At 53.1% G+C, this 22,959-nt stretch carries 19 protein-coding genes, 1 other RNA gene and 1 pseudogene; 2 read left to right on the top strand and 19 right to left on the bottom strand.

Going from position 1 to position 22,959, the window contains the following annotated elements:
- Positions 1-13: 13 nt before the first annotated feature.
- The 17 genes and pseudogenes from FCS97_RS15780 to FCS97_RS15700 all read right to left on the bottom strand — a co-directional run bounded on the left by FCS97_RS15780 (position 14) and on the right by FCS97_RS15700 (position 18,410).
- Positions 14-793: a cell division protein FtsQ/DivIB gene (locus FCS97_RS15780; protein ID WP_138519403.1), complete on the bottom strand. Its 780-nt coding sequence runs from the start codon at positions 791-793 to the stop codon at positions 14-16.
- Positions 794-1,765: a D-alanine--D-alanine ligase gene (locus tag FCS97_RS15775; protein ID WP_138519402.1), complete on the bottom strand. Its 972-nt coding sequence runs from the start codon at positions 1,763-1,765 to the stop codon at positions 794-796.
- Positions 1,762-3,162 (bottom strand): UDP-N-acetylmuramate--L-alanine ligase, encoded by a 1,401-nt coding sequence (gene murC / locus FCS97_RS15770; protein WP_138519401.1) that lies wholly within the window; start codon positions 3,160-3,162, stop codon positions 1,762-1,764. The genes FCS97_RS15775 and murC overlap by 4 nt, the downstream gene beginning before the upstream one ends.
- A complete protein-coding gene (gene murG / locus FCS97_RS15765; RefSeq protein ID WP_138519400.1) occupies positions 3,159-4,232 on the bottom strand; it encodes an undecaprenyldiphospho-muramoylpentapeptide beta-N-acetylglucosaminyltransferase in 1,074 nt (357 codons plus the stop codon). The genes murC and murG overlap by 4 nt, the downstream gene beginning before the upstream one ends.
- Positions 4,229-5,449 carry a putative lipid II flippase FtsW gene (ftsW, locus tag FCS97_RS15760; protein ID WP_425460753.1) on the bottom strand — a complete coding sequence of 407 codons (1,221 nt, stop codon included), beginning with the start codon at positions 5,447-5,449 and terminating at the stop codon, positions 4,229-4,231. The genes murG and ftsW overlap by 4 nt, the downstream gene beginning before the upstream one ends.
- A 29-nt stretch (positions 5,450-5,478) precedes the next feature.
- Entirely contained in the window at positions 5,479-6,954 is a 1,476-nt protein-coding gene (murD, locus tag FCS97_RS15755) for a UDP-N-acetylmuramoyl-L-alanine--D-glutamate ligase (protein WP_138519398.1), read from the bottom strand.
- Between the two features lie 16 nt (positions 6,955-6,970).
- Complete coding sequence (gene mraY, locus FCS97_RS15750) at positions 6,971-8,125, bottom strand: phospho-N-acetylmuramoyl-pentapeptide-transferase (protein ID WP_008250398.1); 1,155 nt, start codon at positions 8,123-8,125, stop codon at positions 6,971-6,973.
- On the bottom strand, positions 8,115-9,509 hold the full coding sequence (locus tag FCS97_RS15745; RefSeq protein ID WP_138519397.1) for a UDP-N-acetylmuramoyl-tripeptide--D-alanyl-D-alanine ligase: 1,395 nt from the start codon (positions 9,507-9,509) through the stop codon (positions 8,115-8,117). Before FCS97_RS15745 ends, mraY begins: the two co-directional genes overlap by 11 nt.
- Entirely contained in the window at positions 9,502-10,998 is a 1,497-nt protein-coding gene (locus FCS97_RS15740; RefSeq protein WP_138519396.1) for a UDP-N-acetylmuramoyl-L-alanyl-D-glutamate--2,6-diaminopimelate ligase, read from the bottom strand. The genes FCS97_RS15745 and FCS97_RS15740 overlap by 8 nt, the downstream gene beginning before the upstream one ends.
- A complete protein-coding gene (locus tag FCS97_RS15735; protein ID WP_246066407.1) occupies positions 10,995-12,713 on the bottom strand; it encodes a peptidoglycan D,D-transpeptidase FtsI family protein in 1,719 nt (572 codons plus the stop codon). Before FCS97_RS15735 ends, FCS97_RS15740 begins: the two co-directional genes overlap by 4 nt.
- A 34-nt stretch (positions 12,714-12,747) precedes the next feature.
- On the bottom strand, positions 12,748-13,029 hold the full coding sequence (gene ftsL / locus FCS97_RS15730; RefSeq protein ID WP_138519394.1) for a cell division protein FtsL: 282 nt from the start codon (positions 13,027-13,029) through the stop codon (positions 12,748-12,750).
- Entirely contained in the window at positions 13,017-13,988 is a 972-nt protein-coding gene (rsmH, locus tag FCS97_RS15725) for a 16S rRNA (cytosine(1402)-N(4))-methyltransferase RsmH (protein ID WP_138519393.1), read from the bottom strand. Before rsmH ends, ftsL begins: the two co-directional genes overlap by 13 nt.
- Before the next feature lie 2 nt (positions 13,989-13,990).
- A complete protein-coding gene (mraZ, locus tag FCS97_RS15720; protein WP_138519392.1) occupies positions 13,991-14,419 on the bottom strand; it encodes a division/cell wall cluster transcriptional repressor MraZ in 429 nt (142 codons plus the stop codon).
- A gap of 228 nt (positions 14,420-14,647) precedes the next feature.
- An RNA gene (gene rnpB / locus FCS97_RS15715) (RNase P RNA component class A) lies at positions 14,648-15,050 on the bottom strand.
- An 83-nt stretch (positions 15,051-15,133) separates the two neighbouring features.
- A pseudogene (locus tag FCS97_RS16845) lies at positions 15,134-15,730 on the bottom strand (DUF3025 domain-containing protein); the annotation flags it as partial.
- Between the two features lie 149 nt (positions 15,731-15,879).
- Positions 15,880-17,001: a dihydroorotase gene (pyrC, locus tag FCS97_RS15705; protein ID WP_138519391.1), complete on the bottom strand. Its 1,122-nt coding sequence runs from the start codon at positions 16,999-17,001 to the stop codon at positions 15,880-15,882.
- Positions 17,002-17,063: 62 nt separating this feature from the next.
- Positions 17,064-18,410 carry a glycerate kinase type-2 family protein gene (locus FCS97_RS15700; protein WP_138519390.1) on the bottom strand — a complete coding sequence of 449 codons (1,347 nt, stop codon included), beginning with the start codon at positions 18,408-18,410 and terminating at the stop codon, positions 17,064-17,066.
- Between the two features lie 52 nt (positions 18,411-18,462).
- On the opposite strand from FCS97_RS15700, the gene FCS97_RS15695 reads away from it, so the two are divergent.
- Positions 18,463-19,266 carry a class II glutamine amidotransferase gene (locus FCS97_RS15695; protein ID WP_138519389.1) on the top strand — a complete coding sequence of 268 codons (804 nt, stop codon included), beginning with the start codon at positions 18,463-18,465 and terminating at the stop codon, positions 19,264-19,266.
- On the opposite strand, the gene FCS97_RS15690 is transcribed toward FCS97_RS15695, so the two are convergent.
- Positions 19,261-20,352, bottom strand: coding sequence for an aminopeptidase (locus tag FCS97_RS15690; protein WP_138519388.1), 1,092 nt, complete (start codon positions 20,350-20,352; stop codon positions 19,261-19,263). The genes FCS97_RS15695 and FCS97_RS15690 overlap by 6 nt on opposite strands.
- Before the next feature lie 105 nt (positions 20,353-20,457).
- On the opposite strand from FCS97_RS15690, the gene FCS97_RS15685 reads away from it, so the two are divergent.
- The gene (locus FCS97_RS15685; RefSeq protein ID WP_138519387.1) at positions 20,458-21,639 is read left to right on the top strand and encodes a M20 aminoacylase family protein; all 1,182 of its coding nucleotides are present in this window, start codon (positions 20,458-20,460) and stop codon (positions 21,637-21,639) included.
- A gap of 1 nt (position 21,640) precedes the next feature.
- Here FCS97_RS15685 and FCS97_RS15680 read toward each other — a convergent pair whose 3' ends face one another.
- Positions 21,641-22,624 carry a transglutaminase domain-containing protein gene (locus FCS97_RS15680; protein ID WP_171035346.1) on the bottom strand — a complete coding sequence of 328 codons (984 nt, stop codon included), beginning with the start codon at positions 22,622-22,624 and terminating at the stop codon, positions 21,641-21,643.
- Between the last annotated feature and the right edge of the window lie 335 nt (positions 22,625-22,959).

Below are 22,959 nucleotides of genomic sequence, written 5' to 3'. Positions count from 1 at the left end.
CAATTTTTCAGTTTCAGTTCAATTTCACGCTTGAAGCGCCTGCGGGTTTTGACACCGCCAAACGCTCGCCCTTTACTGCAACACCCCTTGGATAGCGCAGGTCAATTCTTTCCACTGCAGCCATCACCTGGCTTGTAATTTTTGGATAAACCGCCAGCAGTCGATCCATTTTCTGTTCAATGCTGAAATTCTCTTGAGCACGCCCCAGTTCAATCGTGATGCCGGTGTCCGTTTCAATGGACCAGGCATACCGATCGGACAACTCCACACGCGAGGGCCACATGCCCAGTGTTTTCAGTTTCTCGATACTGGACACATACATTTTTGAAACGAGCAGTTCGCTTCCTGCAGGTCCATTCAAAACAGCCAACTGCTGGTCCTCTGCCACCTCGGCCAGGTTGGCGGAGAACACTTCGCCATAGGTGTTGACCAATCGTGTTTCGCCCCACAATGCCAAAGGTGTGTGGCCCTGAATCTGAATACGCAAGCCACTTGGCCAAGTGCGTTGTACAACAGCCTTGCGAACCCAGGGCTGTGACTCAACCTGTTCACGAACGTTTTGCAAATTGGCCGAGAAAAAAGTGCCCTCAATTTTTGGCAGTACATTGGCTTTAAAACCAATCAAATTCACACGCTCGACATCGCCTACCAATTCCACCCGCTTCAGCTCAAACACTGGGCGCTGAATCAACCACTGAATACACGCATAACCCAACAGCACGAGGGCCAGGGCGGAAAACAGCCCGGCAATAATGCTCATGAGTTTGTCGTCGTTCCAGATGGCACCCAACATTTAGCGTGTACCCCCCACATTCAAACCGGATGCCTTCAGGCGCGCGCTTGCTGCGATCTGCATCACCAGGTCGTCGTACTCCACACCACTGGCGCGCGCACTCATGGGCACCAGGGAATGGTCTGTCATGCCGGGCGATGTATTCATTTCCAGCAACCAGGGTTTACCTGCCTCGTCCACGAGTACGTCAGCACGGCCCCAGCCTGCACAGCCCAGCACTTGGTAAGCCTTTACACAAAGGGCTTGTACTTCCAATTCAAAAGCGGCATCCAGCCCGCTTGGGCAGAAGTACTTGGTTTCATTGCCAATGTATTTGTTGTGGTAGTCGTAGTTGCCATCGGGTGCTTGAATACGGATCACCGGCAATGCATGCGCACCTGCGCCTTCACCCATCACAGGCACTGTCAGCTCTTGCCCACTCACAAATTTTTCAGCCAGCACATTGGGGTCGTACTTGTAAGCCAGCTCAAAGGCGGCCTGCAATTGGTCGGCAGTTTTTACCTTGGTCAAACCAAGGGTTGAACCTTCCTGCGCAGGTTTCACAATCAAAGGCAAGCCCAAGCGTTGCACTACTTCATTCACATTGAAGCCAGGCTCAAGACGAACGTAATCAGGCGTGGCCAAACCTTGGCTGATCCATGCAGCCTTGGTCAAAATTTTGTCCATGGCCAAGGCCGAGGCGGTGACACCACTACCGGTGTAAGGGATGTTCAACCACTCCAGCACACCCTGAATGGTTCCGTCCTCACCGAAGCGGCCGTGCAGGGAAATGACTGCCCGATCAAAACCACCTTGCGCCAACTCAACCATGCTGCGTTCAGCCGGGTCGAAGCCATGTGCATCCACACCATTGCGTTTCAGGGCGGCCAGCACCATGCTGCCCGACTTCAGCGATACTTCACGTTCAGCAGAACGTCCACCGAACAGCACCACCACTTTGCCCAGGCTTTTCGCATCAATACGTGCGTTCATGGCTTTCCTCCCTGAGCGCTGGCCACCAAACGACCAGGCAGGGCGCCGATAGAGCCTGCTCCCATGGTGATGACCAAATCGCCGTCTCGGGCAATGTTCAAAATCGTACTTTCCATCTCACTCATGTCTTCTACAAATACGGGTTCAGTGCGCCCGGCCACACGCACAGCGCGCGCCAGTGAGCGACCATCTGCTGCAACAATCGGTGCTTCACCGGCGGCATACACTTCCGACAAGATCACCAGGTCTGGTGTGCCAAGTACCTTCACGAAGTCTTCGAAACAGTCGCGCGTGCGCGTGTACCGGTGAGGCTGAAAAGCAAGTACAAGCCGCTTGTCCGGATAGGCTCCGCGCGCGGCCGCGAGTGTAGCAGCCATTTCCACGGGGTGATGTCCATAATCATCGACCACCAGAAAGTGGCCTCCCTCTTTGGCGGCCACTTCACCGTAGTGCTGGAAGCGACGACCAACACCATTGAACTTTTCAAGCGCTGTGACAATCGCTTCATCGGACACACCAATTTCTGTGGCCACGGCAATTGCAGCCAGTGAGTTGCGCACGTTGTGGTCACCTGGCAAATTCAATGTGATGTCGAGCGGCGCCTCGTCTTCGCGCAACACCGTGAACTTCATTTGCCCCTGGCAGGCCTGCACATTCACCGCACGAATTTGAGCTTGTTCAGACAATCCGTAAGTCACAATCGTTTTTGAAACAAACGGCATGATTTCGCGTACACAGGGATCGTCTACGCACACCGCAGCAACGCCATAAAAGGGCAAGCGCTGCGTGAATTCTACAAAGGCTTGCTTCAAACGTGCGAAGTCATGCCCGTAGGTTTCCATGTGGTCGGCATCAATGTTGGTGATTACTGCAATGACTGGCATCAGGTTCAAAAACGATGCGTCCGATTCGTCGGCCTCGACCACCATGAATTCGCCTGTACCCAATTTCGCATTCGCACCCGCGGAATTCAAACGACCACCAATTACGAATGTGGGATCCAGTTTGCCTTCCGCCAGAATGCTGGCCACCAAGCTGGTGGTGGTGGTTTTGCCGTGCGTGCCCGCCACAGCAATGCCCTGCTTCAAACGCATCAATTCGGCCAACATGACAGCGCGTGGCACCACTGGCACACGCGCTGCGCGGGCTGCCAATACTTCGGGGTTGCTGCCACCCACTGCGGTTGAAGTAACCACCGCATCTGCACCCGCAATATTGGTGCGTTCGTGACCAGTGAACACCTTTGCGCCCAGCTTGGCCAGTCGCTGTGTCACGGCAGAATCAGACAAGTCTGATCCGCTTACCTTGTAACCAAGGTTAATTAATACTTCAGCGATTCCGCTCATGCCAGAACCACCAATCCCTACAAAGTGCACATGTTTGACTTTGTGTTTCATACCTTCGCAACCTGTTCAATGTAATTCGCCACTTCCTGAGTGGCTTGTGGTTTGGCCATGGCCCTCGCACGTTCCGCCTGTGCAAGGCATGCGTCCCGGCCGGTTTGTTGTAACCAGTTGGCAAGCCAAGCGGCATCCAGTTCATGTTGTTGGCGCAGCCATGCGGCATTTTCCTTGACCAGAAAACCCGCGTTGTAGGTTTGATGATCGTCAACGGCATGCGGAAATGGCACAAACAATGCAGCAACACCAATGGCGGCGACTTCCGCAACGGTCATGGCACCCGCCCTGCAAATGACCAAATCCGCGTGTGCCATGGCGCCTGCAACATCTTCGATAAAAGCAACTTGCTGCGCAGTCACACCCGCTTTTTCATAGTTGTCGCGCAATGCAGGCAAGTTTTTCTCGCCCGCCTGGTGAACCACCTCGGGCCTGCAGTCTGTAGGCAGCAAGGCCAAGGCCTTGGGCACCACATCGTTCAATGCCTGTGCACCCAAACTTCCGCCCAACACCAGCAATTTCAAGGGACCAACACGCCCTTTGAAACGTGCGCTTGGCTCGGGCTGGCTGTAGATCATTTCACGCACGGGGTTGCCCACCCAATTGGAATTCGGCAGGGCATACGGAAATGCAACCAGGTTACGGTCAGCCAGTTTGGCCAACACTTTATTGGTCAAACCAGCAATCGAGTTTTGCTCGTGCACCACCAAAGGAATGTTCAACAAGCTGGCCATCATACCCAGTGGAAAGGCCACATACCCGCCCATCCCCAAGACCACTGCTGGCTTGGTACGGCGAAGAATTTGAACAGAAGTCCAGAATGCACGCAGCAGCTTGAGCGGCATGAATACTTGCTGCAGCAAGCCTTTGCCCCGAAAACCCGAGAACACCAATGTATTCATTTCAACGCCATGCGCCGGCACCAACCGGCCTTCCATGGCCTGCGGGTTACCCGCCCACTGAACCTGCCAGCCACGCGCCTTCAATTCAGAGGCCACGCTCAAGCCGGGGAAAATATGGCCACCGGTCCCGCCCGCAACAATCAAAGCCAATCGCTGTGCCCTACTCATGCCGCACCTCCCCGCATCATGGTTCGGTTCTCATGATCAATGCGAAGCACAAGCGCAAGGGCCGCGCAGGTCACCAAAATTGCAGAGCCGCCATAACTCATCAAGGGCAAAGTCAAACCCTTGGTGGGAAGTACACCCAAATTCACACCCATGTTGATGAAGCACTGAACGGCAATCCAAATACCAACGCCCTTGGCCACCAAACCGGAGAATGTGCGCTCCAGCGCAATGGCCTGAGCGCCAATCGCAAAACATCGTTTAACGATGAAAGCGAAAATCAGAATAACCACGGTGACGCCAACAAAACCCAGCTCTTCGCCGATCACTGCTAGCAAAAAGTCAGTGTGTGCTTCGGGCAGGTAATGCAACTTTTCAACACTGCCACCCAGGCCCACACCAAACACTTCGCCCCGACCAAATGCGATCAGGGAATGCGAGAGTTGATAGGCCTTGTTCAAGGCATTGTCACCTTCCCATGGATCAAGGTAGGCCAGCAAACGGGCTCGACGATAATCACTGAATGCGATCAACATCGCAAACGCGGCACTGAGTGCAAACAACACACCAAAAAACACCCGGGCGTTGATGCCACCCAAAAACAGAATCCCGAACACCACTGTCACAATCACAATGAATGCACCCATGTCGGGCTCAAGCAAAAGCAGCATGCCCACAAGGAACATGGCCATGAACATCGGGAACAATACTTTTCCGAAACGCTGCATGTAGGCCTGCTTGCGCACGGTGTAATCCGCTGCGTAGATGATTGCGCACACCTTCATCAATTCAGACGGCTGAATGTTCAGCACATACAGCGAGAGCCATCGACGTGCACCATTCACCTCTTTTCCGATTCCTGGGATCAACACCAAAACCAGCAAGGCGATGCAACACAAAAATACCAATGGCGCCAATTCTTGCCATGTTTTCATTGGTATCTGAAACACACAGAAAGCCGCCACAAACGCCACCGCTATCGACACCGCATGACGAACCAAAAAGTGAGTGGTTTGATAGTTGGCGTACTTGTTGGAATCGGGCAAAGCCACGGTGGCTGAATACACCATCACCAAGCCCAGAAACAACAGCGCAAGCACAGCCCAAATAAGCCCTTGGTCAATGGCCTGAGACACGGCGGGCCCACGATTGACCCGGTACATGGAGGATGACAAACCACCACCTGCCGCTGTGGCTGGAATAAGGCTTTTGAACTGCATGCTGTTCTGGTCTTTCTTGCCCCACTTGCCTAGCATGGCTGCCCCCTGTCCGCCGCAATGGCTCGAACGGCATCCACAAACACCTCGGCGCGGTGCACATAATTCTTGAACATGTCGAGGCTGGCGCATGCAGGGCTCAGCAAAACACAGTCGCCTGCCCGCGCTTTGCTGGCAGCCACTTGAACCGCCTGTTCCAAGGTAATTGCTTTTTCACACGGCACTTGCGCAGTGGCAAGGGCATTCATCATGGTGTCAGCGTCTTTGCCGATCAACACCACATGCTTGCAATAGTTGGACACAGGTTGTACCAAGGGCGAAAAGTCCTGTCCCTTGCCTTCACCACCCGCGATCAACACGGTGGGTTTGGCCAGTCCATTCAACGCGGCCACAGTGGCTCCCACATTGGTGCCTTTGCTGTCATCGAAATAATCGACACCATCGATTTGAACCACGTGTTGAACCCGGTGTGGCTCGCCTTGGTAGCTGCGCAAACCATGCAACAACTTGGCCATTGGCATGCCCAAACCCTGACACAAAGCCAAGGCAGCCAGTGCATTGCTGGCATTGTGCAAACCCACCACTTGCAAAGCCTCAGTCGGCATCAGCAGCTTTTGAGTTGGCTCTACTTCTTCCTGCTTTCTGCGACGCGTAGAAATTGGTGTTTCCTGATCGCCCACCAACTGGGCCAGCCACAACATGCCACCTTCCCGAATCAAACCAAAATCGTTGGCATGTGCTGGTGCACTGGTACCAAAGGTGATCGTCTGTGCGCCTGCAGGCAAACTGGCTTTGGCCACCAGTTCATCATCCCGGTTCAACACACACACGCCTTCCGGCGAAAAAATTCTGAATTTATCCTGAGCGTATTCCTGCATGTCAGGGTGCCAATCAAGATGGTCTTGCGTGATGTTGAGCACAGTCGATGCGTCAAACTTCAAGCGCTTGGTCCAATGCAACTGGAAACTCGACAGCTCCAGTACCCAAACATCGGGCAAATCATCTGATTCCAGTTGCTCGCGCAAAGCATCCAGGGCAGCCGGGCTGATATTGCCCGCTGCGACTGCTTTTTTCCCGGCAAATTGCGCCAGGCATTCAACCATTCGAGTGGTGGTTGTTTTGCCATTTGTTCCAGTCACACCCACCACTTGCGGTTTGTAACTTCTCTCTTGCTGCAAGGCGTCCAGTGCATCAGCAAACAGATCAAGTTCAGAATCCACATCCGTGCCATGCAGCTGTGCCTGCGCCAGCACGGCCACCATCAATGGATGTGAAGGTGGCAAGCCTGGCGACACCACCACGCGGTTGAAATCCCAATCCAGATCGCTCACTGAGTTGAATACACGCACGTCAGCTTGAATGGATTGCAGCTCTTGCAAGCCAGGTGGCGTTTCACGCGTGTCAATCACGGTCAATCGGGCACCCTGCGCAAGCGCCCAGCGCGCGCAAGCCAAGCCAGACTCGCCGAGCCCAACTTGCAAAACCGATTGATCAAGAAGCAAATTCATTCGTTTCAACTCAATTTCAACGTAGTTTCAAAGTCGACAAACCAATCAACACCAGAATCATCGTGATGATCCAGAACCGAACAACAACCTGGGTTTCCTTCCAGCCACTGAGTTCATAGTGGTGATGCAGCGGCGCCATTCTGAATACCCGTTTCCCGCCGCTGTATTTGAAGTAAAGCACCTGGATCATGACCGAGAGGGTTTCAGCCACAAACACGCCACCCATGATGAACAACACCACTTCCTGGCGAACAATCACTGCAACCGTTCCCAGCGCACCACCCAAAGCGAGTGCGCCCACATCGCCCATGAACACCTGTGCCGGGTAGGCGTTAAACCACAGAAAAGCCAAACCAGCCCCGGCAATCGCAGCCAGAAATACAGCAAGCTCACCCGCACCGGGAATGTAGGGCAGCAACAGGTATTTTGAATACACGGCATTGCCAGCCACGTAGGCAAAAATCGCCAGGGCGGAGGCCACCATCACTGTGGGCATAATCGCCAAACCATCCAGACCGTCGGTCAAATTCACTGCATTGCTGGTACCCACAATCACAAAGTACGTCAGGGCAATGAACCCCCATACACCCAAGGGGTAGCTGATGGACTTGAAGAAAGGAACAATCAGATCGGCATTGTTGGGCAGGTGCATTGAAAAACCACTTTCAACCCAGGCCACAAAAATATCCAGAACCTCTTGTCCACTTTGGGCAGACACTGCAAAGGCCAAATAGAATGCGCAGATCAGGCCCACCACGCTTTGCCAAAAGTATTTCCACTTCGCAGGCAAACCCTTGGGGTTGCGGTAAACCACCTTGCGGTAATCGTCCACCCAGCCAATCCAGCCGAAGCCAAATGTCACCAGCATGACTACCCACACAAAACGATTGGAAAGGTCAGCCCACAACAAAGTTGAAATGCCAATACCAATCAAGACCAGCGCGCCACCCATGGTAGGAGTGCCGGCTTTGGCGAGGTGCGTTTGAGGACCATCGTCACGCACAGACTGACCAATTTTGTACTGGGTCAATTTGCGAATTACCATGGGGCCAGCGACCAGCCCCACCAACAAGGCGGTGGCGCAGGCCAACACGGCACGCAAGGTCAAGTAATTGAAAACACCAAACGCGCGAATGTCTTGCGCAAGCCATTGGGTAAGCTCAAGAAGCATGGTTAGCCTCCCCTGAATGATGTTGAACCAGCGCTTGAACAACTCGCTCCATTTTCATGAAACGGGAACCTTTGACCAGCACAGACCATCGGCCTTGCTTTGTTGTATTCATGGTGTTTTCTATTAAATTTTCGATGTTCTTGAAATGTATGGCCCCCTCACCGAAGGCTGACACGGTGTGTGTTGTCGCCTCGCCCAAGGCATACAGGTGCCTGACACCCACTTGTTTCGCAAAGCTTCCCACTTCAGCATGGTATTCATCTGACTGATTGCCCACTTCACCCATGTCCCCGAGCACCAGCAAGGTACTTCCTGCCTGCTGGCTAAGCACCTTGCTTGCAGCATTCACGGAATCAGGGTTTGCGTTGTAGCTGTCATTGATCAGCAAAATTGATGGTGTGTTCAAGGCCACTTGCAAGCGCCCATTCACCGGTTGAAATGCATTCAAACCCTTTTGAATCGATTCATTCGTACAACCCGCTGCATGTGCTGCGGCTGCCGCTCCCGCGGCATTGGCGTAATTGTGTTCGCCAATAAAGTTTGGCTTCAATTCAATCTGTTCGCCCAAAGCACTCAGCACCACAGCTGATTGCCCGGAATCGCCTTGAACAGTCGAAATCTCGAAATCTCCACCGCATCCAAAACGCAGGGTACTTCTGCCGGTTGACAACGCTTGCCAACACGCATCGAATTCCTCGCTGACCGGAAACACCGCACAGCCATTGGGTGGCAAGTGAGTAAAAGCACTGCCGTTTTCATTGGCCACCGCCAACACGGTTTTCATGAATTCCTGGTGCTCTCGCTGCGCATTGGTCAACAGCACCACATCGGGTTTCACCAAGCCGGCAAGATAATCAATCTCGCCGGGGTGATTCATGCCCATTTCAATCACAGCCATCCGATGCTGGGGTCGCAGTTTAAACAATGTTTGCGGCACGCCAATGTCGTTGTTTAAGTTGCCAGCGGTCACCAACACCTGCGCTTGCCCACAATGCGCCTTGCAAATGTCACCCAACATTTCCTTGCTGGTTGTTTTGCCGTTACTACCCACCACGGCCAGCACTTTCAAATTAAACTGCTGTCGCCAGGCGGTCGCCAAGGCCCCGAGTGCAAGGCGAGTGTCATTCACAACAAACTGGGCGATCGGCAAATCGAGTACCCGGTTGGTCACCAATGCTGCCGCACCCGACTTCATAACCTGTTCTGCAAAATCGTGCGCATCAAAGCGCTCGCCAATCAGGCATACAAACAAATCACCCTTTTCAACCAGGCGACTGTCTGTTTGAATCAGACGGACAGCACCGGGCAACTCTGGCGCAACTTGTTTTAGTTGCTGGCTCAAAGCACTCGCAATGTGTTCAAAAGCCCAGTTCAACTCAAGCATGGGCGCCTCGCTTGCGCTGCGCGGTCAAAGCACACTGCGCATCGGAGTGCGCAATGACCTGTGTACCAATCGTTTGAGTACTCTCGTGCCCTTTGCCGGCCAGCAACACAACATCTTGAGCACTGGCTTTGCGAACTGCATATTCAATGGCAACCACGCGGTCAACCTCGATGTGAACTTTGCCCAGATCCGCTTTGTCAATGCCTGCACAAATTTCCTGCAAAATAGCTTCGGGTTGTTCACTGCGTGGGTTGTCTGAGGTCACCACCACAAAATCGGCTTGGACGGCTGCCACTGCACCCATCAACGGGCGCTTGCTTCTATCGCGATCTCCACCGCAACCAAATACAACCCACAGCTTGCCTTGCCGCTTGTTGGCAAAGGGGCGAAGTGCCAGCAATGTTTTTTCCAGCGCATCCGGGGTGTGTGCGTAATCGACCACCACCGCAGGCTCGCCTTCAAGGTGTTGCATGCGTCCAGGCGCAGGTGTTACCGCGCTCAAGGCATCTTTCACCTGGCTTGCGTCGTAGCCAAGCCGTACCAAAGTGGCAAACACCAAAGCCATGTTGTCGGCATTGAATTCGCCGATGATGGGTGTATCAATTCGGGTGATTGCACCATTGATTTTCAGCTCAATACGCTGTCCTTGCTCTTGATGGACCACGCTCAAGATTTGACACTCGGAGGTGTCTGCACGCCCCACGGCGGAACACTCAATATTTCGGCGTTGAACATGCGCCAGAAATTCCAAGCCAAATGAGTCATCCGAATTGACCACAGCCAACCGCAAAGTGGGCCAACTGGCCAATATCATTTTGGAGCGGCCATAGGAAGCCATGTCTCCGTGGTAATCCAGGTGATCCTGGGACAAATTGGTAAACAGCGCCACGTCGATGCTGACACAGGCCAGTCGACGCTGCTCAAGTCCAATCGACGAGGCTTCAATACAAACCGTGTCAAAACCAGTCTGCCGTAACTCATGTAACAGGTGATGAACACCAACCACATCAGGCGTAGTCAAGCCAGTGTGAGCCTTCAATTGATCGGGCTCACCATAACCCAGCGTACCAATTACGGCGGCTTTTTTACCCAGTTGCTGTAGTGCTTGCGCCAACCAGCGGGTAACCGTGGTTTTGCCATTGGTACCGGTGACCGCAATAATTGTCATGGCATCACTGGGGGTTTCGTAGTAACCGAAAGCCAGGTCGGCCAACATGGTTTTCAAATGCAACACAGGCAATACGCTGGCACTTTGATAAGCACGCTGATCGTCGTAATCCACCAGCACCAGACCGCAGCGCTGCTCAATCAACAAATCGTCCGCCAAATTGCGCGGGTCAAATTTTTCACCGGGTACCGCAAGAAACACATCGCGAGGACCAGTCAAGCGACGGTGGTCGGTCACCAAGCCTGAACAATCCGCATAGAAACCACGTTCATGAAGCTCAGCCAATACCTCTGATACGGAATGCAGGTAGGCACTAATCACATCGACCTCCCGTTACTCGAAGGTGCTGCGACAAACTTGCGCAATTGTTCTGTGGACTCAATGGCGTCTGGCTGCACGTTCAAACGAGTCAACACACTTTTTGTAATGGTCGAGAAAACAGGCGCGGCAACCAAGCCGCCGTAGTACACGCCAGCCTTGGGTTCATCCACCATAATGGCCACAATCACCCGTGGGTCAGAAACGGGGGCCAGACCAACATAAGAGGACACATACTTGTTGACGTAACGTCCGCCTTCTTGCTTGTGTGCCGTACCGGTTTTGCCTGCCACACGGTAACCCTGAACCTGCGCCTTGATGGCGGTCCCTTCAGGTCCCGATGCCAACTCCAGCATGTGCAACATGCTGTCGGCCACCTTCTCGCTGATCACGCGGTGCGACACCACTGGATCTTGCGGACCACGTTTGATCAAGGATGCCGGAACGAAGTACCCCTTGTTTGCAAAGATGGTGTACGACTGCGCCAACTGAATCAGGGACACAGAAATACCATGCCCATACGACATAGTCGCCTGCTCAATTGGACGCCATTTGTTCCATGGACGCACACGACCCGCCACTGACCCCGGGAATGCAATCGACGGTGTCTGCCCAAAACCGATCAAATTGAAAAAATCCCAAAGATCTTTTCTTTCCAGTTCCAGCACAATTTTGGATGTACCCACGTTGCTGGACTTCTGGATGATTTCCTCCACGGTCATGACACCGTGCGGTTTGGTGTCAGTGATTGTGGCTGGACCGATGGACATGCGCCCATTGCCCGTATCAATTTTCGTGCTGGCTTTGACCTTGCCTTGATTCATGGCCAGAGCCACACCAAAAGGCTTCAAGGTTGAACCGGGCTCGAACATGTCAGTGAACACACGGTTGCGCAACTTTTCACCATGCAACTGCCCCCTGTTGTTGGGGTCGTAGGTGGGGATATTGGCCATGGCCAGCAATTCACCGGTTTTCGCATCCAGCACCACCGCAGCAGCAGCCTTGGCCTTGTGCTGCTCAACCGCTTTTTTCAGTTCAGACAAAACGATGTACTGCACATCTGCATCCACAGACAGCACCAAATCCTGTCCATTGACCGGGGGGCGCAGTTCCCGAATGTCCTCAATCACATTGCCCAAGCGGTCGCGCAACACATTCCGCTCACCATCCTCACCAGTCAGTCGTTCATTGAATGCAAGCTCAACACCTTCCTGGCCTTTGTCCTCAATGCTGGTGAAACCCACCAAATGCGCCATGGTCTCGCCTTGTGGGTAGTAGCGCTTGCTCTCGGTCACAAACCCCAAACCGGGAATTTTCAGTGCTTTCGCCTTTGCTGCAACATCGGAATCCACTTGGCGATCCAGGTACACAAAGGCGCGTTTGCTGTCTTTGCGCATCTGGGCAATCATCCGATCAGACTTCAAGCCCAGCACCGCAGCCAGTTTTCGCAAATCCTCGTCTTTGGCATCAACAATTCGGCGGCCGTCATACCACACAGCCTGAGCTGGAACGCTTTGCGCCAACACCACCATATTGCGATCCAGCAAACTTCCCCGGCTCGCCTGAAGCGGCAAGGTGCGTTCCAGGCGTTTGGCTCCCTGCTCTTGCAAAAAGTCATTGGAAATAATTTGCAGATGCGCAGCACGTGCAATCAGTCCACCAAAGGCCAGAAAGATGCACACCAAAACAAAACGCGATCGCCAGGCTGGCAATCGCATTTCCAACAATTCTGATCCGCCGAACCGAACAGCTTTACTCACGTTGAAAGCCCCCCTCCAGCTGCATAAACACCACCGAACCTGGGGCTGGCGGATTCATGTTCAGACTCGTTCGCGCAACTTCATCAACACGTTCGCCTTTGGCCAACGCCACTTGCTGCAATTGCAAACGGGTAAAAGCCACTTCAATCTGGCGCTCTGCTTGCTGCTCTTGGCCCAATGCCACAAACAAGGTTCGGGCGGCATGCTGCTGCTCAACTACCAACATGGCGCAGAAAATAACCAAAGCCAGCAACAGAATATTCAAGCGCCCCATGCGTTTCCTCCCGCCTGGGTGCCAGCGGGCCACTCGGCCAGCTTTTCCGCCACACGCAACACGGATGAACGCGAACGCGGATTCAACTCACACTCTTCCTTGGTGGGCTTAATGCGATCCAGCTTTTTCATCAACGGTGTAGGCTCAGGCAAAGGCAGCTTGCGCAAGCGTGCATCCTGTTGCGATTTCGGGTTCGCCAGCCTCTCGATAAATTGCTTGGCAATTCGGTCTTCAAGTGAGTGAAAACTGATCACGGCCAGCCTGCCCCCCACCTTCAACCTTTTAAAGGCAGCGGTTAAACCTTGTTCGAGCTGCGCAAGCTCCTGGTTGACGTGAATCCGTAAAGCCTGAAAGGTGCGCGTTGCAGGGTCCTGGCCCGGCTCCCGCGTGCGAACTGCCCCTGCCACGATCTGGGCAAGGTCGAGTGTTGTAGCGATCGGCCGCTCCGCGCGGCGAGCAACAATCGCTGTTGCAATCTGAACAGCAAACCGTTCTTCCCCATAATTCTTTATCACCTCTTTGATTTCCCGGACATCCGCCCGAGCAAGAAAATCGGCCGCAGACTCTCCAGCCTGCGGATCCATGCGCATGTCCAATGGACCATCCCGGCGGAAACTGAATCCCCGCTCGGCCTGATCAATTTGGGGTGAAGAGACGCCGATATCCATCAACACCCCGTCCACCTGATCAACACCCAGCGAATCAAGCGCCGACTCAAGCTCTGCGAATGCGCTGCGAACGCCCTGAAAACGGGCGTCTTTGATGTCGCCCATGGCGTGCACCGCCTGAGGGTCGCGATCGAGGGCGACAAGTCGCCCTTGCGCCGAAAGTTTTTCGAGCAAAGCACGGCTGTGCCCACCCCTGCCAAAGGTGCAATCGAGGTAAATCCCATCGGGCTTGTGCAACAGGGCATCAACCGTGGGTTGAAGAAGCACGGGGATGTGTTCATCAGTACTCACCTTCAGAAACTAAATTCGTTCAGTGATTCAGGCATGCCCGCAGCAATTGCCTTTTCCTCTTCCACCCTCAACAACGTGGAATCCCAGATCTCAAAATGACTGCCCATGCCCAGCAACATCACTTCCTTGCTCAATGAAGCTGCTTCGCGCAATTCTGGCGACACCAGAATGCGACCTGCTGAATCAATTTCAACATCGGTTGCAAAGCCAAGGAAAATACGTTGCCAGGGGCGTGCAGACATGGGCCAGGCTGCGATTTTTTCACGATGCTGCTCCCAAACCGGGCGCGGAAACATCAGCAAGCAGCCGTTGGGGTGTTTTGTAAGCGTCAAGGCTCCCTCGCACTGCGTTTGCAGCGCGTCACGATGCTTCTGCGGCACATTCATGCGCCCTTTTGCATCCATAGATAAGGAAGAACTGCCCTGATACACGCGAATTAATTTCCCACAAAATCACACAAATCCCCACGAATCACCACTTTACGCATTATGAAATGGGTGGTCAAGCAGTTCTCTCGAGAAAACGCTTTACAACCAAGGACTTAGAAGCACTTTGAAGAATTTATTCAGGAAAAAATGGCTGAAAAAATAAGGGCATAAAGACAACACTGAAAGTAATGTCTTAAGAAAAAAGCAGAGATGAAATCTTGATGAAGGGAAGTAGAAAGCGCGCCTGTAAGCCGGATTCTGTTCAATGGCCTTGCGGCCAAAGTGACAATCATTCCTCTAGGCTGAACATTGCTGCTCAGCTCAAGCCACCTACCCGCGCGCTCGGGGAGCGCCGTTGGCGCACAAAGCGCCTGCGCGCCTATTTGGTGTTGCTCCAAGTGGGGTTTACCTAGCCAGCCTTGTCGCCAAGTCTGCGGGGGTCTCTTACACCTCCGGTTCGCCCTTGCCTGTGAAAGTTGCCTTTCCATCGGCGGTGTGTTTTCTGTTGCACTTTCCGTCGCTTTCAGCCTTGTTGCCAAAACCTATCGCGCCTGGTCGTTAACCAGCACCGTGCTCACTGGAGTCCGGACTTTCCTCCCCCTGAAATTCAGGCAGCGACTGTCCGGCGCACTTTCCGAGAGCAAGTGTAGACCCATCCCAAACAAAAGCCAATCTTTCATGAGATGAAGAAACCCGACGTGTTGGCTTCGCGCGATAAACAGCAGAATCCTGATAAAAGCCCGGCGCCTCGGACTCCGAAAACCACCCGGGAATACCCATCACCGGCAAAGGGCTCAAATTGCCCGGGCCACGCAGTTGCTCAACCACCAACAACATCAAGCGCTGCAATTCGGACGGCCTCATATCAAGCGAGGGAACTTGCACAGGCACCACCTTTGCACACAAACCTTTGTGGGGCATGTCCATGGAATCAAGCAAGCCGTGCCCCACCAGAAGTACTTTGGCCCGGTCGGGCCAGCGCTCTCGCTGCTCACACAGCAAAGTGCGCCAATCGTGCGCCAGCAAGGCTTTGCACATCGACCACTTCGTGGTCAAAAAAAGTGCACCGCTTTCATCAAACAAAGTCAGGGCATCCCGCAAACGGCTTCGACCATTCGCAGACGGGCCGCGCGAAGTTTCCTGAAAACCATGGGCGTCTTCAATGTGGCGTACATTGATCAATTGCTTTACTTTGGGAAACGCCAGCCACACCTGCCCGTTGTACCAATCATGCGAAACGTCGCGGGTCGGAACAAGGCCTGTTTGAACGCGACGCTCGTATTCAAGTGCGCCCAGATTCTCGGTTGAATGCACAAAAGAAGGTTCAACATCGACCGACTTGCTGTGCTGATCATTCAATCGGCATGCAACCGCGCCCTCATGATCTATCCGAGGATCAAAACGGGCCAGGTCCCCTCCGTACGGCCATAGCCAAGGGCTGGCAATCGAAGTCTCCCCCACACTCACCGAAGCCGGGTGACTGTCCAATCCAGCACTTCTCCTGCTCGCAACGGCACTATGCCGCTGTCAGTTACAAACGGCAACCGTTGCGGCACCTCAAAAGATTTTCGCTGTAGCTCAAACACGCCTTCATTCACAGGCAAGCCGTAAAAGGCAGGGCCATTTACGCTACAAAACTGCTCAAACAACTCAGCATTCTCAAGCGCACCCATCTGCTCAAATGCCTCGGCATACATGGCCATTGCATAAGGAGCGGAATAACAACCGGCGCAACCACAGGACATTTCTTTCAAATGCCGGGCATGTGGTGCGCTGTCTGTACCCAGAAAAAACTGAGGCAAGCCACTGGTGGCTGCCTTCAAAAGCGCCTGCCGATGCACTTCACGTTTAAGTACAGGCAAACAGTACCAATGGGGCTGAAGCCCACCCTTAAACAAGGCGTTGCGGTTGTACAGCAAGTGCTGTGGCGTGATGGTCGCGGCAAGCAGCAATCTTCCCTGCGCATCACGGCCAGAATTCTCAGTCACAAAGGTGGCTGCCTGTTCGGTAGTAATGTGCTCGAACACCACGCGCAAATTCGGAAACTGCCGACGCAAGGGCTTCATGACCGTTTCAACAAATGCAGCTTCGCGATCAAACACATCCACACTAGTGTCGGTGACCTCACCATGCACCAACAAGGGCAAACCGTGAAACTCCATGGCCTGCAACACAGCACCACACTGGCCCAACAAATCCGAAACACCTGCCTCTGAATTCGTAGTGGCACCTGCTGGATACAACTTCACTGCGCGCACTATGCCACTGCTGGCAGCCTTTTCAATTTCCTGAGGGCTGGTCGCACCTGTTAAATAAAGCACCATGAGCGGCTCGAAGAGACGCATGACTGCCTGCTCCTCACTGGAATAGTCGCCAGTTTGGCAAGCCTTGTTCACAGCATCCAGAATTCGCTGGCGATAAGCCACAGCTTGGTCAACTGTGGTTACTGGCGGCTTCAAATTGGGCATGACAATCGCGCGTCGGAAATTCAGCGCCGTGGCTGCAACAACGTGTTCAAGCGCCTCGCCGTCACGAAGGTGCAAATGCCAGTCATCCGGCGGGGCAATTTGAATGGTCTGAATCATGAGGGCCAGTGAAAGTTGTAAATACCCCCACATTTTACCTCACGCAGATAACCCGAAAATTCTCAAGGCTTGCCGATCAGGATAATCCTCAAGTCATTCACATTCGTCATGGTCGGCCCCGTCATCAACAAACGATCCAGGCTTTTGAAATAATCGTAACTGGTGTGTTGGTCCAAGTGCAGCTGGGGAGCCAGCTTGGCCGCTTTGCTGCGCTGCCTGTCACCTGGCAACATCAATGCACCGGCATGTCCGCCGATACCATCAATCCCGTCAGTGTCTGCAGCAATTGCAGCAACCTCAACCGGCGCATTCAAGTCTCTGAGATAAAAAGCCAATGCCAGCAAAAACTCGGAATTCCGCCCGCCCCTTGCTTGCCTCAATTGAGTGTCATTCAGGGTTACCGTACATTCACCACCGCTAATAACAGCCAGCGGTGCTGCTGGCCAACCCCCTTGGCCCATGGCCGCCTGCCTGGCGATTGCGGCATGCACCTGTGCCACGTCTCGTGCCTCACCCTCCAAAGTATCACCAAGGTTCAACACCTTGTAGCCCTTGCCCTCCAGGTGATGGGTGACTGCATTCAGCGACTTTAAATTACTGGCCAGCAAATGGGTTTTTACTTTGCGAAAAACCAGTGAACTTCGCTTCGGCGTGTCGGGTACAGCGCCTCTCACACCTTTCTCAAGATACCTGGCAATTGAATGTGGCACTTGTACCGCCCAACGCTTGATTACTTCCATGGCGTCATGAAAAGTACTCTCATCTGGACTAAAGGGGCCCGATGCAATCGAGGATGGGTCATCCCCGGGCACATCCGATATCAACAACTGAAACACAGGTGCACGGCACACTTGGGCCAACTGCCCCCCCAGCGTTTGCGTCACATGCTTGCGCACAATATTCATTTCGTCGATCGGCGCCCCGCAAGACAACAAAGCACGGTTCAACTGCTGCAAATCAACAAAAGGAATGTCGCGCACGGGTACGCTCAACAAACTTGACCCACCTCCCGACACCAGCGCAATGACAGCATCGCTGGAAGGCACCTCTGAAACCACTTTGTGCAATCTGCGCGCTGCGCGTTGACCATCTTCATCGGGCACTGGGTGCGCTGCTTGCACCACTTCAATGGTCGAGGTTTTTACTTCATGTCCACGCCGGGTTACGACAAAGCCCTGCAGCTTCTCCGACGACCCGGCCACACCCTCCAGGGCTTTGGCCATCGAAGCTGCGGCCTTTCCTGCACCAAATACCCACACCCGTTCACGCTCGGGCGCCAATTGGTTCAGCCATGGCATGATCTGTTCCCGCCATGCTTCCTGCAAGGCTTGCTCAGGCTGTGCTGCCAAAACACCCACATCAAAAACCTCGGTTAACAGGTCTTTGTAAAAATCATCCTTCTCAGACATGAAAAGTCTCTTAAAATAAAAATCAATTAATCAACAATTTACCAATTAAACCATGTGTCAATTGCTCGGCATGAACTGCAACACGCCAACCGACATCCAATTTTCGTTTGAAGGCTTCGCCAAACGAGGTGGCCTAACCGACGAGCATGCGGACGGCTGGGGCATTGCATTTTTCGAAGGCTCTGCGGCGCGATGTTTTATTGACCATCGTCCAGCCTCCGATTCACCCGTGGCGGAATTGATCCGAAACTACCCCATACGCTCCTACAACGTCATATCCCACATTCGAAAAGCAACGGTGGGACAAGTGAAGCTTCAAAACTGTCACCCATTTATTCGAGAGCTGTGGGGGCAAGCCTGGGTGTTTGCACACAACGGAGATTTAAAAGACTTCAACCCAGACCTTCAAGGCGACTTTTTACCCATTGGAGAAACTGACAGCGAACTCGCATTCTGCCTATTGCTGCAAACCCTGAAAAACGAATTTGGCTACCGCACTGCCAACAATCGCCCCAGTGTCGCCGAGGTCGATGCAGTGCTTCGCCCAGTGTGTTCAAAAATTGCTGAACACGGCACATTCAATATGCTGCTCTCCAACGGGCAAGCCATGTACACGCATTGCTCCACCAAGCTTGAATACATCGTCCGCGCCCATCCATTCAAGGCAGCGCATTTGGTCGACTGCGACATTCAAGTCGACTTTGGTGCAGTCACCACACAGAATGATCGGGTAGCAGTCATTGCAACCGCAGCGCTCACTGACGACGAAGTATGGACACCCTTCGAGCCTCAATCCTTTCTTGTGTTTGAGGATGGCCGCCCCGTGTTGAAAAACGGTGATTGCCAGCTTTCATGAGCACTTGAAGCCAAACGACAAAGGCTCTCCGCGCTGCAATTCAGCCAATAATTTTTCTCGCTGTTCGCGCGAATGCTTACCCAAAGCCTCTGTCGCAGCATAAAACCGCTGAAAGCTTTGATCGCACAGCCCATGCAAAGCCTTGAACGCCGGCACATATTGGGTGTACAAACCCGACACCCCCAACTTCGCATTGTTTAAATCCTCGGCCATAAACCGGTCATAGCCACTCCATCCGCCCCAAGAGGCCTTGAGTTGTGCGTATTCAGCCAACAACTGCTCAAAGCGCTGCTGTTTCAATTCCAAAAGTTTCTGTTTGTCGACTTGATTGACGTTCTCGTAGATCTGCTCCAGATCGTCACGCGCATGAGCCAGCATCTGTCTGAAAGCATTTCTGCGCGAATCGAATATCTCATATTGCGTCTTCAGGGCTTCACGACCTGGCTGAGCAAGCCAGGCAACCACACCCAACTCCTCGACCGCCGTGGCAAAGCTCTCATTGAACATTGAGTCGTCCGCGATATACACCACCTGGTGTGCAAGCTCATGAAAAACCAGCCGGGCCAACTCACCGGCTGGATAATTCACAAAAGTGTTCAGAACAGGGTCAGGGGTAAAACCCAAAGTTGAATATGCCGGTACGCCCAGAACCGCAACATCCAACCCCTGCTTGCGCAGGTCACTTGCAAGGGCTTGCGCATTGGACTCCGAATAAAACCCCTTGTAAGAGATGCAACCAAGCAATGGGAAACACCAGGTTTCCAGCGTCAAACTATCGGGCTGGGAAGCAACCACATTCCACACCGCATAGGCGCGATTCAGGTCAGCATACGTTCTGTAACTGCGATTGTCGGGAAGGTCCAGTTGAGCGACAGAAAACTCTCGAATTTCCTTCACATACCGCAACTGAGTGCGCAATTTCTCTGAAATATCGGGACGCGACAGCACCTCATCAATATGTTCAGCCGCAGCCAGAACGCCCAAATGACCCGTGGTGGCTTGCCAAAAATAGGCTCCCGTGCTGCAAGCATTCAATAGAAAAGTAGACACCAACAACAAGCCCAACAATACACTTCGCTGAATCATTACTGCCCTACCTCATGTGAAGAGTATTCATAGTAAAGCACGGTGATTGCCACGGTGGGCAAAACCTGCGATTCTTATTGCTTGTACCAACCAGCGAAGTTTGTTGTGAATCCGAGCAAAATTGAGTCCTGGGTTAATACCCGCCGAGACATCCACGCCCACCCTGAACTGCGTTACGAAGAAAACCGCACGGCAGACATTGTCGCCAAGCGTCTGGCTGAACTTGGATACGAAGTTGAAACCGGAATAGGACACACCGGTGTGGTTGGCCTTTTTCGCGGAAAACAAGGACCCGGAAAAATGATCGGCCTGCGAGCCGACATGGATGCCCTGCCGATCCAGGAACGCAACCAATTTCCCCATGCATCCCGCCACCCCGGGAAAATGCATGCATGCGGCCACGATGGCCACGTGGCCATGCTGCTGGGCGCTGCACAGGAAATTGCAGAAAACCCAAATTTCAAAGGCAGTGTAGCCCTTATTTTTCAGCCTGCAGAAGAAGGCGGGGCAGGTGCCCAACGCATGATTGATGACGGTCTGTTTGACCGCTACCCAGTCGATGCAGTATTTGCCATGCACAATTGGCCCGGCCTGCAAGAAGGCGAATTCGCAGCGCACATTGGTGCAGTCATGGCTTCCAGCAATGAGTTTTTAGTCAAAATTCAGGCCAAGGGTGCACACGCTGCCATGCCCGATCTCGGCATCGATCCCGTGGTCATCGCCGCACAATTGATTCTCGCATTTCAAACCATTGTCAGCCGAAGCTGCAAACCTGTTGAACCCGCAGTATTGTCGGTCACTCAAATTCAGGCAGGCGAGGCAATCAATGTGATCCCCGACCATGCGACATTGCAAGGCACTGTTCGTACCTTCAGCATAGAAACGCTGGATCTGATTGAACAGCACATGCGAAAACTTAGCACCGAGCTTTGCGCAGCTTTTGGCGCTACCGCGGAAATGCACTTTGAACGGAAGTATCCACCTACAATTAATTCAGCCGAGATGGCTGAGCTGGCCAAAACCGCGCTTCAAAAAATACCTGAGGTCACAGCAGTTCACAGCAACTTGCAGCCGACAATGGGCGCCGAAGACTTTGCATTCATGCTCCAACACAAACCAGGGGCTTACCTGTGGATTGGCAATGGCGATGGCGGTCACCGTACACATGGACATGGCATCGGGCCTTGTACGCTGCACAATCCCAGCTACGATTTCAATGACAAAATACTTCCGCTCGGCGTTAAGGCCTGGCTGGCTATTACAGAGGCTTATCTTGAGGGCAATTGACTCACTTCACGTCATAACCCAACAAAGCCTCAAACTCGAGTTGCTTGGGGCGACGGCCCATCACAAGCAACTCGCCCAGCTTCGGAACCAAAGATACCGAATGGACTTTGCCTTCTTTTTTTAAAGGCACCCATGATTTTCCCTGAACAACCATCAATTCTTCAAATAGCGACGAGTCAATAACAAAACGCTGCACTCTGCGTTCAAGCACACCATTCGCGGGTGCCGACACCACTCGCAAGGCGTTGGGGGGTAAATCAAAGGTCAAGACCAAACTGAAATTAGAACTCCTGCGAGCCGCATCAAGTATCGACTTGGGATCCAGCCCGACAGCGGCCGCATACAAGGCATTCTCAGGTAACTTTGAAAACAGGGTTTGATTGACAGCCAATGCCCGCTGATAACCCAGTTCATCAGCTTGGTCATAATGACTAAGTACGGCTCTCTCAGGAGAAAGAAGAAAGAACAGATCGCTGTGCTCTGACTTAAACCCCTGTTGACCTACGAAACCGGCCCCCCAAGTGGAATCAACCACCTTCCAGACTCCGTTGATATTGACCGCATTCCAGACATGATTAACAGCTTTCCCATGGCGTACCGCGGTTGCAGGCCCACCCTTTACCAGACCGTATATGGTTTTGACCTGCAGGCCAGCCATTTCCATCAAGCGATGCGTGACGTTGGCGTAAACCGCACAGCTACCACCCCCCAATCGATGGAGAGCTTCAAGGGAATGTCGCTCAGGATCACCCACTTGACGGGCCAAGCGGGCATCGTGCTTAAAATGATGCGTCACCCACCTGTAGATCAGCCAAGCCTTCTCCTCATCATTGGACGCAATCGAAAGCAACGCTTCCAATTTAGATTCCAGTTGCGGTATGGGCTTGGCCAGTGTCTGATGAAAATGAACACTCAACCGCTTGTGAGAAGAACTTTCCTCAAGTGCGTGTACCGCAATAGAGAAGCAGCCAAGCAGAACACCCACAACACACCTAGACCAACAAACTAAAAGACACTTCAACTTCAATTCCAAATGAAATACACGGAAAGTTGGAAAGATATAGGAATAAATACAAACGGACACAACACCGCAATACCTTACTGACATGCAGGTTCGTTCTGGGGAAACTGGATTAAAGCTGGCTTAAAGCTTCATGGACTGCGGTGACTTGAATGAATGCTTTCAGGCAATAAAAAAACCCCGCGTCCTTTTGGGAGCGGGGTTTTTTGGAATTGGAGAGCCTGACGATGTCCTACTTTCACATGCGAATGCACACTATCATCGGCGCTAAGGCGTTTCACGGTCCTGTTCGGGATGGG

Origin of the sequence: Limnobacter alexandrii (genome assembly GCF_005871185.1) — a bacterium.
Taxonomy (GTDB): domain Bacteria; phylum Pseudomonadota; class Gammaproteobacteria; order Burkholderiales; family Burkholderiaceae_B; genus Limnobacter; species Limnobacter alexandrii.
This window is presented reverse-complemented; position numbering and strand designations above follow the sequence as displayed.

Excerpts from the sequence above, each read along its gene's own strand:
- FCS97_RS15780 (WP_138519403.1), bottom strand. The coding sequence starts at position 793 with ATGTTGGGTGCCATCTGGAACGACGACAAACTCATGAGCATTATTGCC.
- FCS97_RS15695 (WP_138519389.1), top strand. The coding sequence starts at position 18,463 with ATGTGTCAATTGCTCGGCATGAACTGCAACACGCCAACCGACATCCAA.
- FCS97_RS15690 (WP_138519388.1), bottom strand. The coding sequence starts at position 20,352 with ATGATTCAGCGAAGTGTATTGTTGGGCTTGTTGTTGGTGTCTACTTTT.
- murC (WP_138519401.1), bottom strand. The coding sequence starts at position 3,162 with ATGAAACACAAAGTCAAACATGTGCACTTTGTAGGGATTGGTGGTTCT.
- murG (WP_138519400.1), bottom strand. The coding sequence starts at position 4,232 with ATGAGTAGGGCACAGCGATTGGCTTTGATTGTTGCGGGCGGGACCGGT.
- murD (WP_138519398.1), bottom strand. The coding sequence starts at position 6,954 with ATGAATTTGCTTCTTGATCAATCGGTTTTGCAAGTTGGGCTCGGCGAG.
- FCS97_RS15745 (WP_138519397.1), bottom strand. The coding sequence starts at position 9,509 with ATGCTTGAGTTGAACTGGGCTTTTGAACACATTGCGAGTGCTTTGAGC.
- ftsW (WP_425460753.1), bottom strand. The coding sequence starts at position 5,449 with ATGCAGTTCAAAAGCCTTATTCCAGCCACAGCGGCAGGTGGTGGTTTG.
- FCS97_RS15700 (WP_138519390.1), bottom strand. The coding sequence starts at position 18,410 with ATGTCTGAGAAGGATGATTTTTACAAAGACCTGTTAACCGAGGTTTTT.
- FCS97_RS15775 (WP_138519402.1), bottom strand. The coding sequence starts at position 1,765 with ATGAACGCACGTATTGATGCGAAAAGCCTGGGCAAAGTGGTGGTGCTG.
- pyrC (WP_138519391.1), bottom strand. The coding sequence starts at position 17,001 with ATGATTCAGACCATTCAAATTGCCCCGCCGGATGACTGGCATTTGCAC.
- mraY (WP_008250398.1), bottom strand. The coding sequence starts at position 8,125 with ATGCTTCTTGAGCTTACCCAATGGCTTGCGCAAGACATTCGCGCGTTT.
- FCS97_RS15735 (WP_246066407.1), bottom strand. The coding sequence starts at position 12,713 with ATGCGATTGCCAGCCTGGCGATCGCGTTTTGTTTTGGTGTGCATCTTT.
- ftsL (WP_138519394.1), bottom strand. The coding sequence starts at position 13,029 with ATGGGGCGCTTGAATATTCTGTTGCTGGCTTTGGTTATTTTCTGCGCC.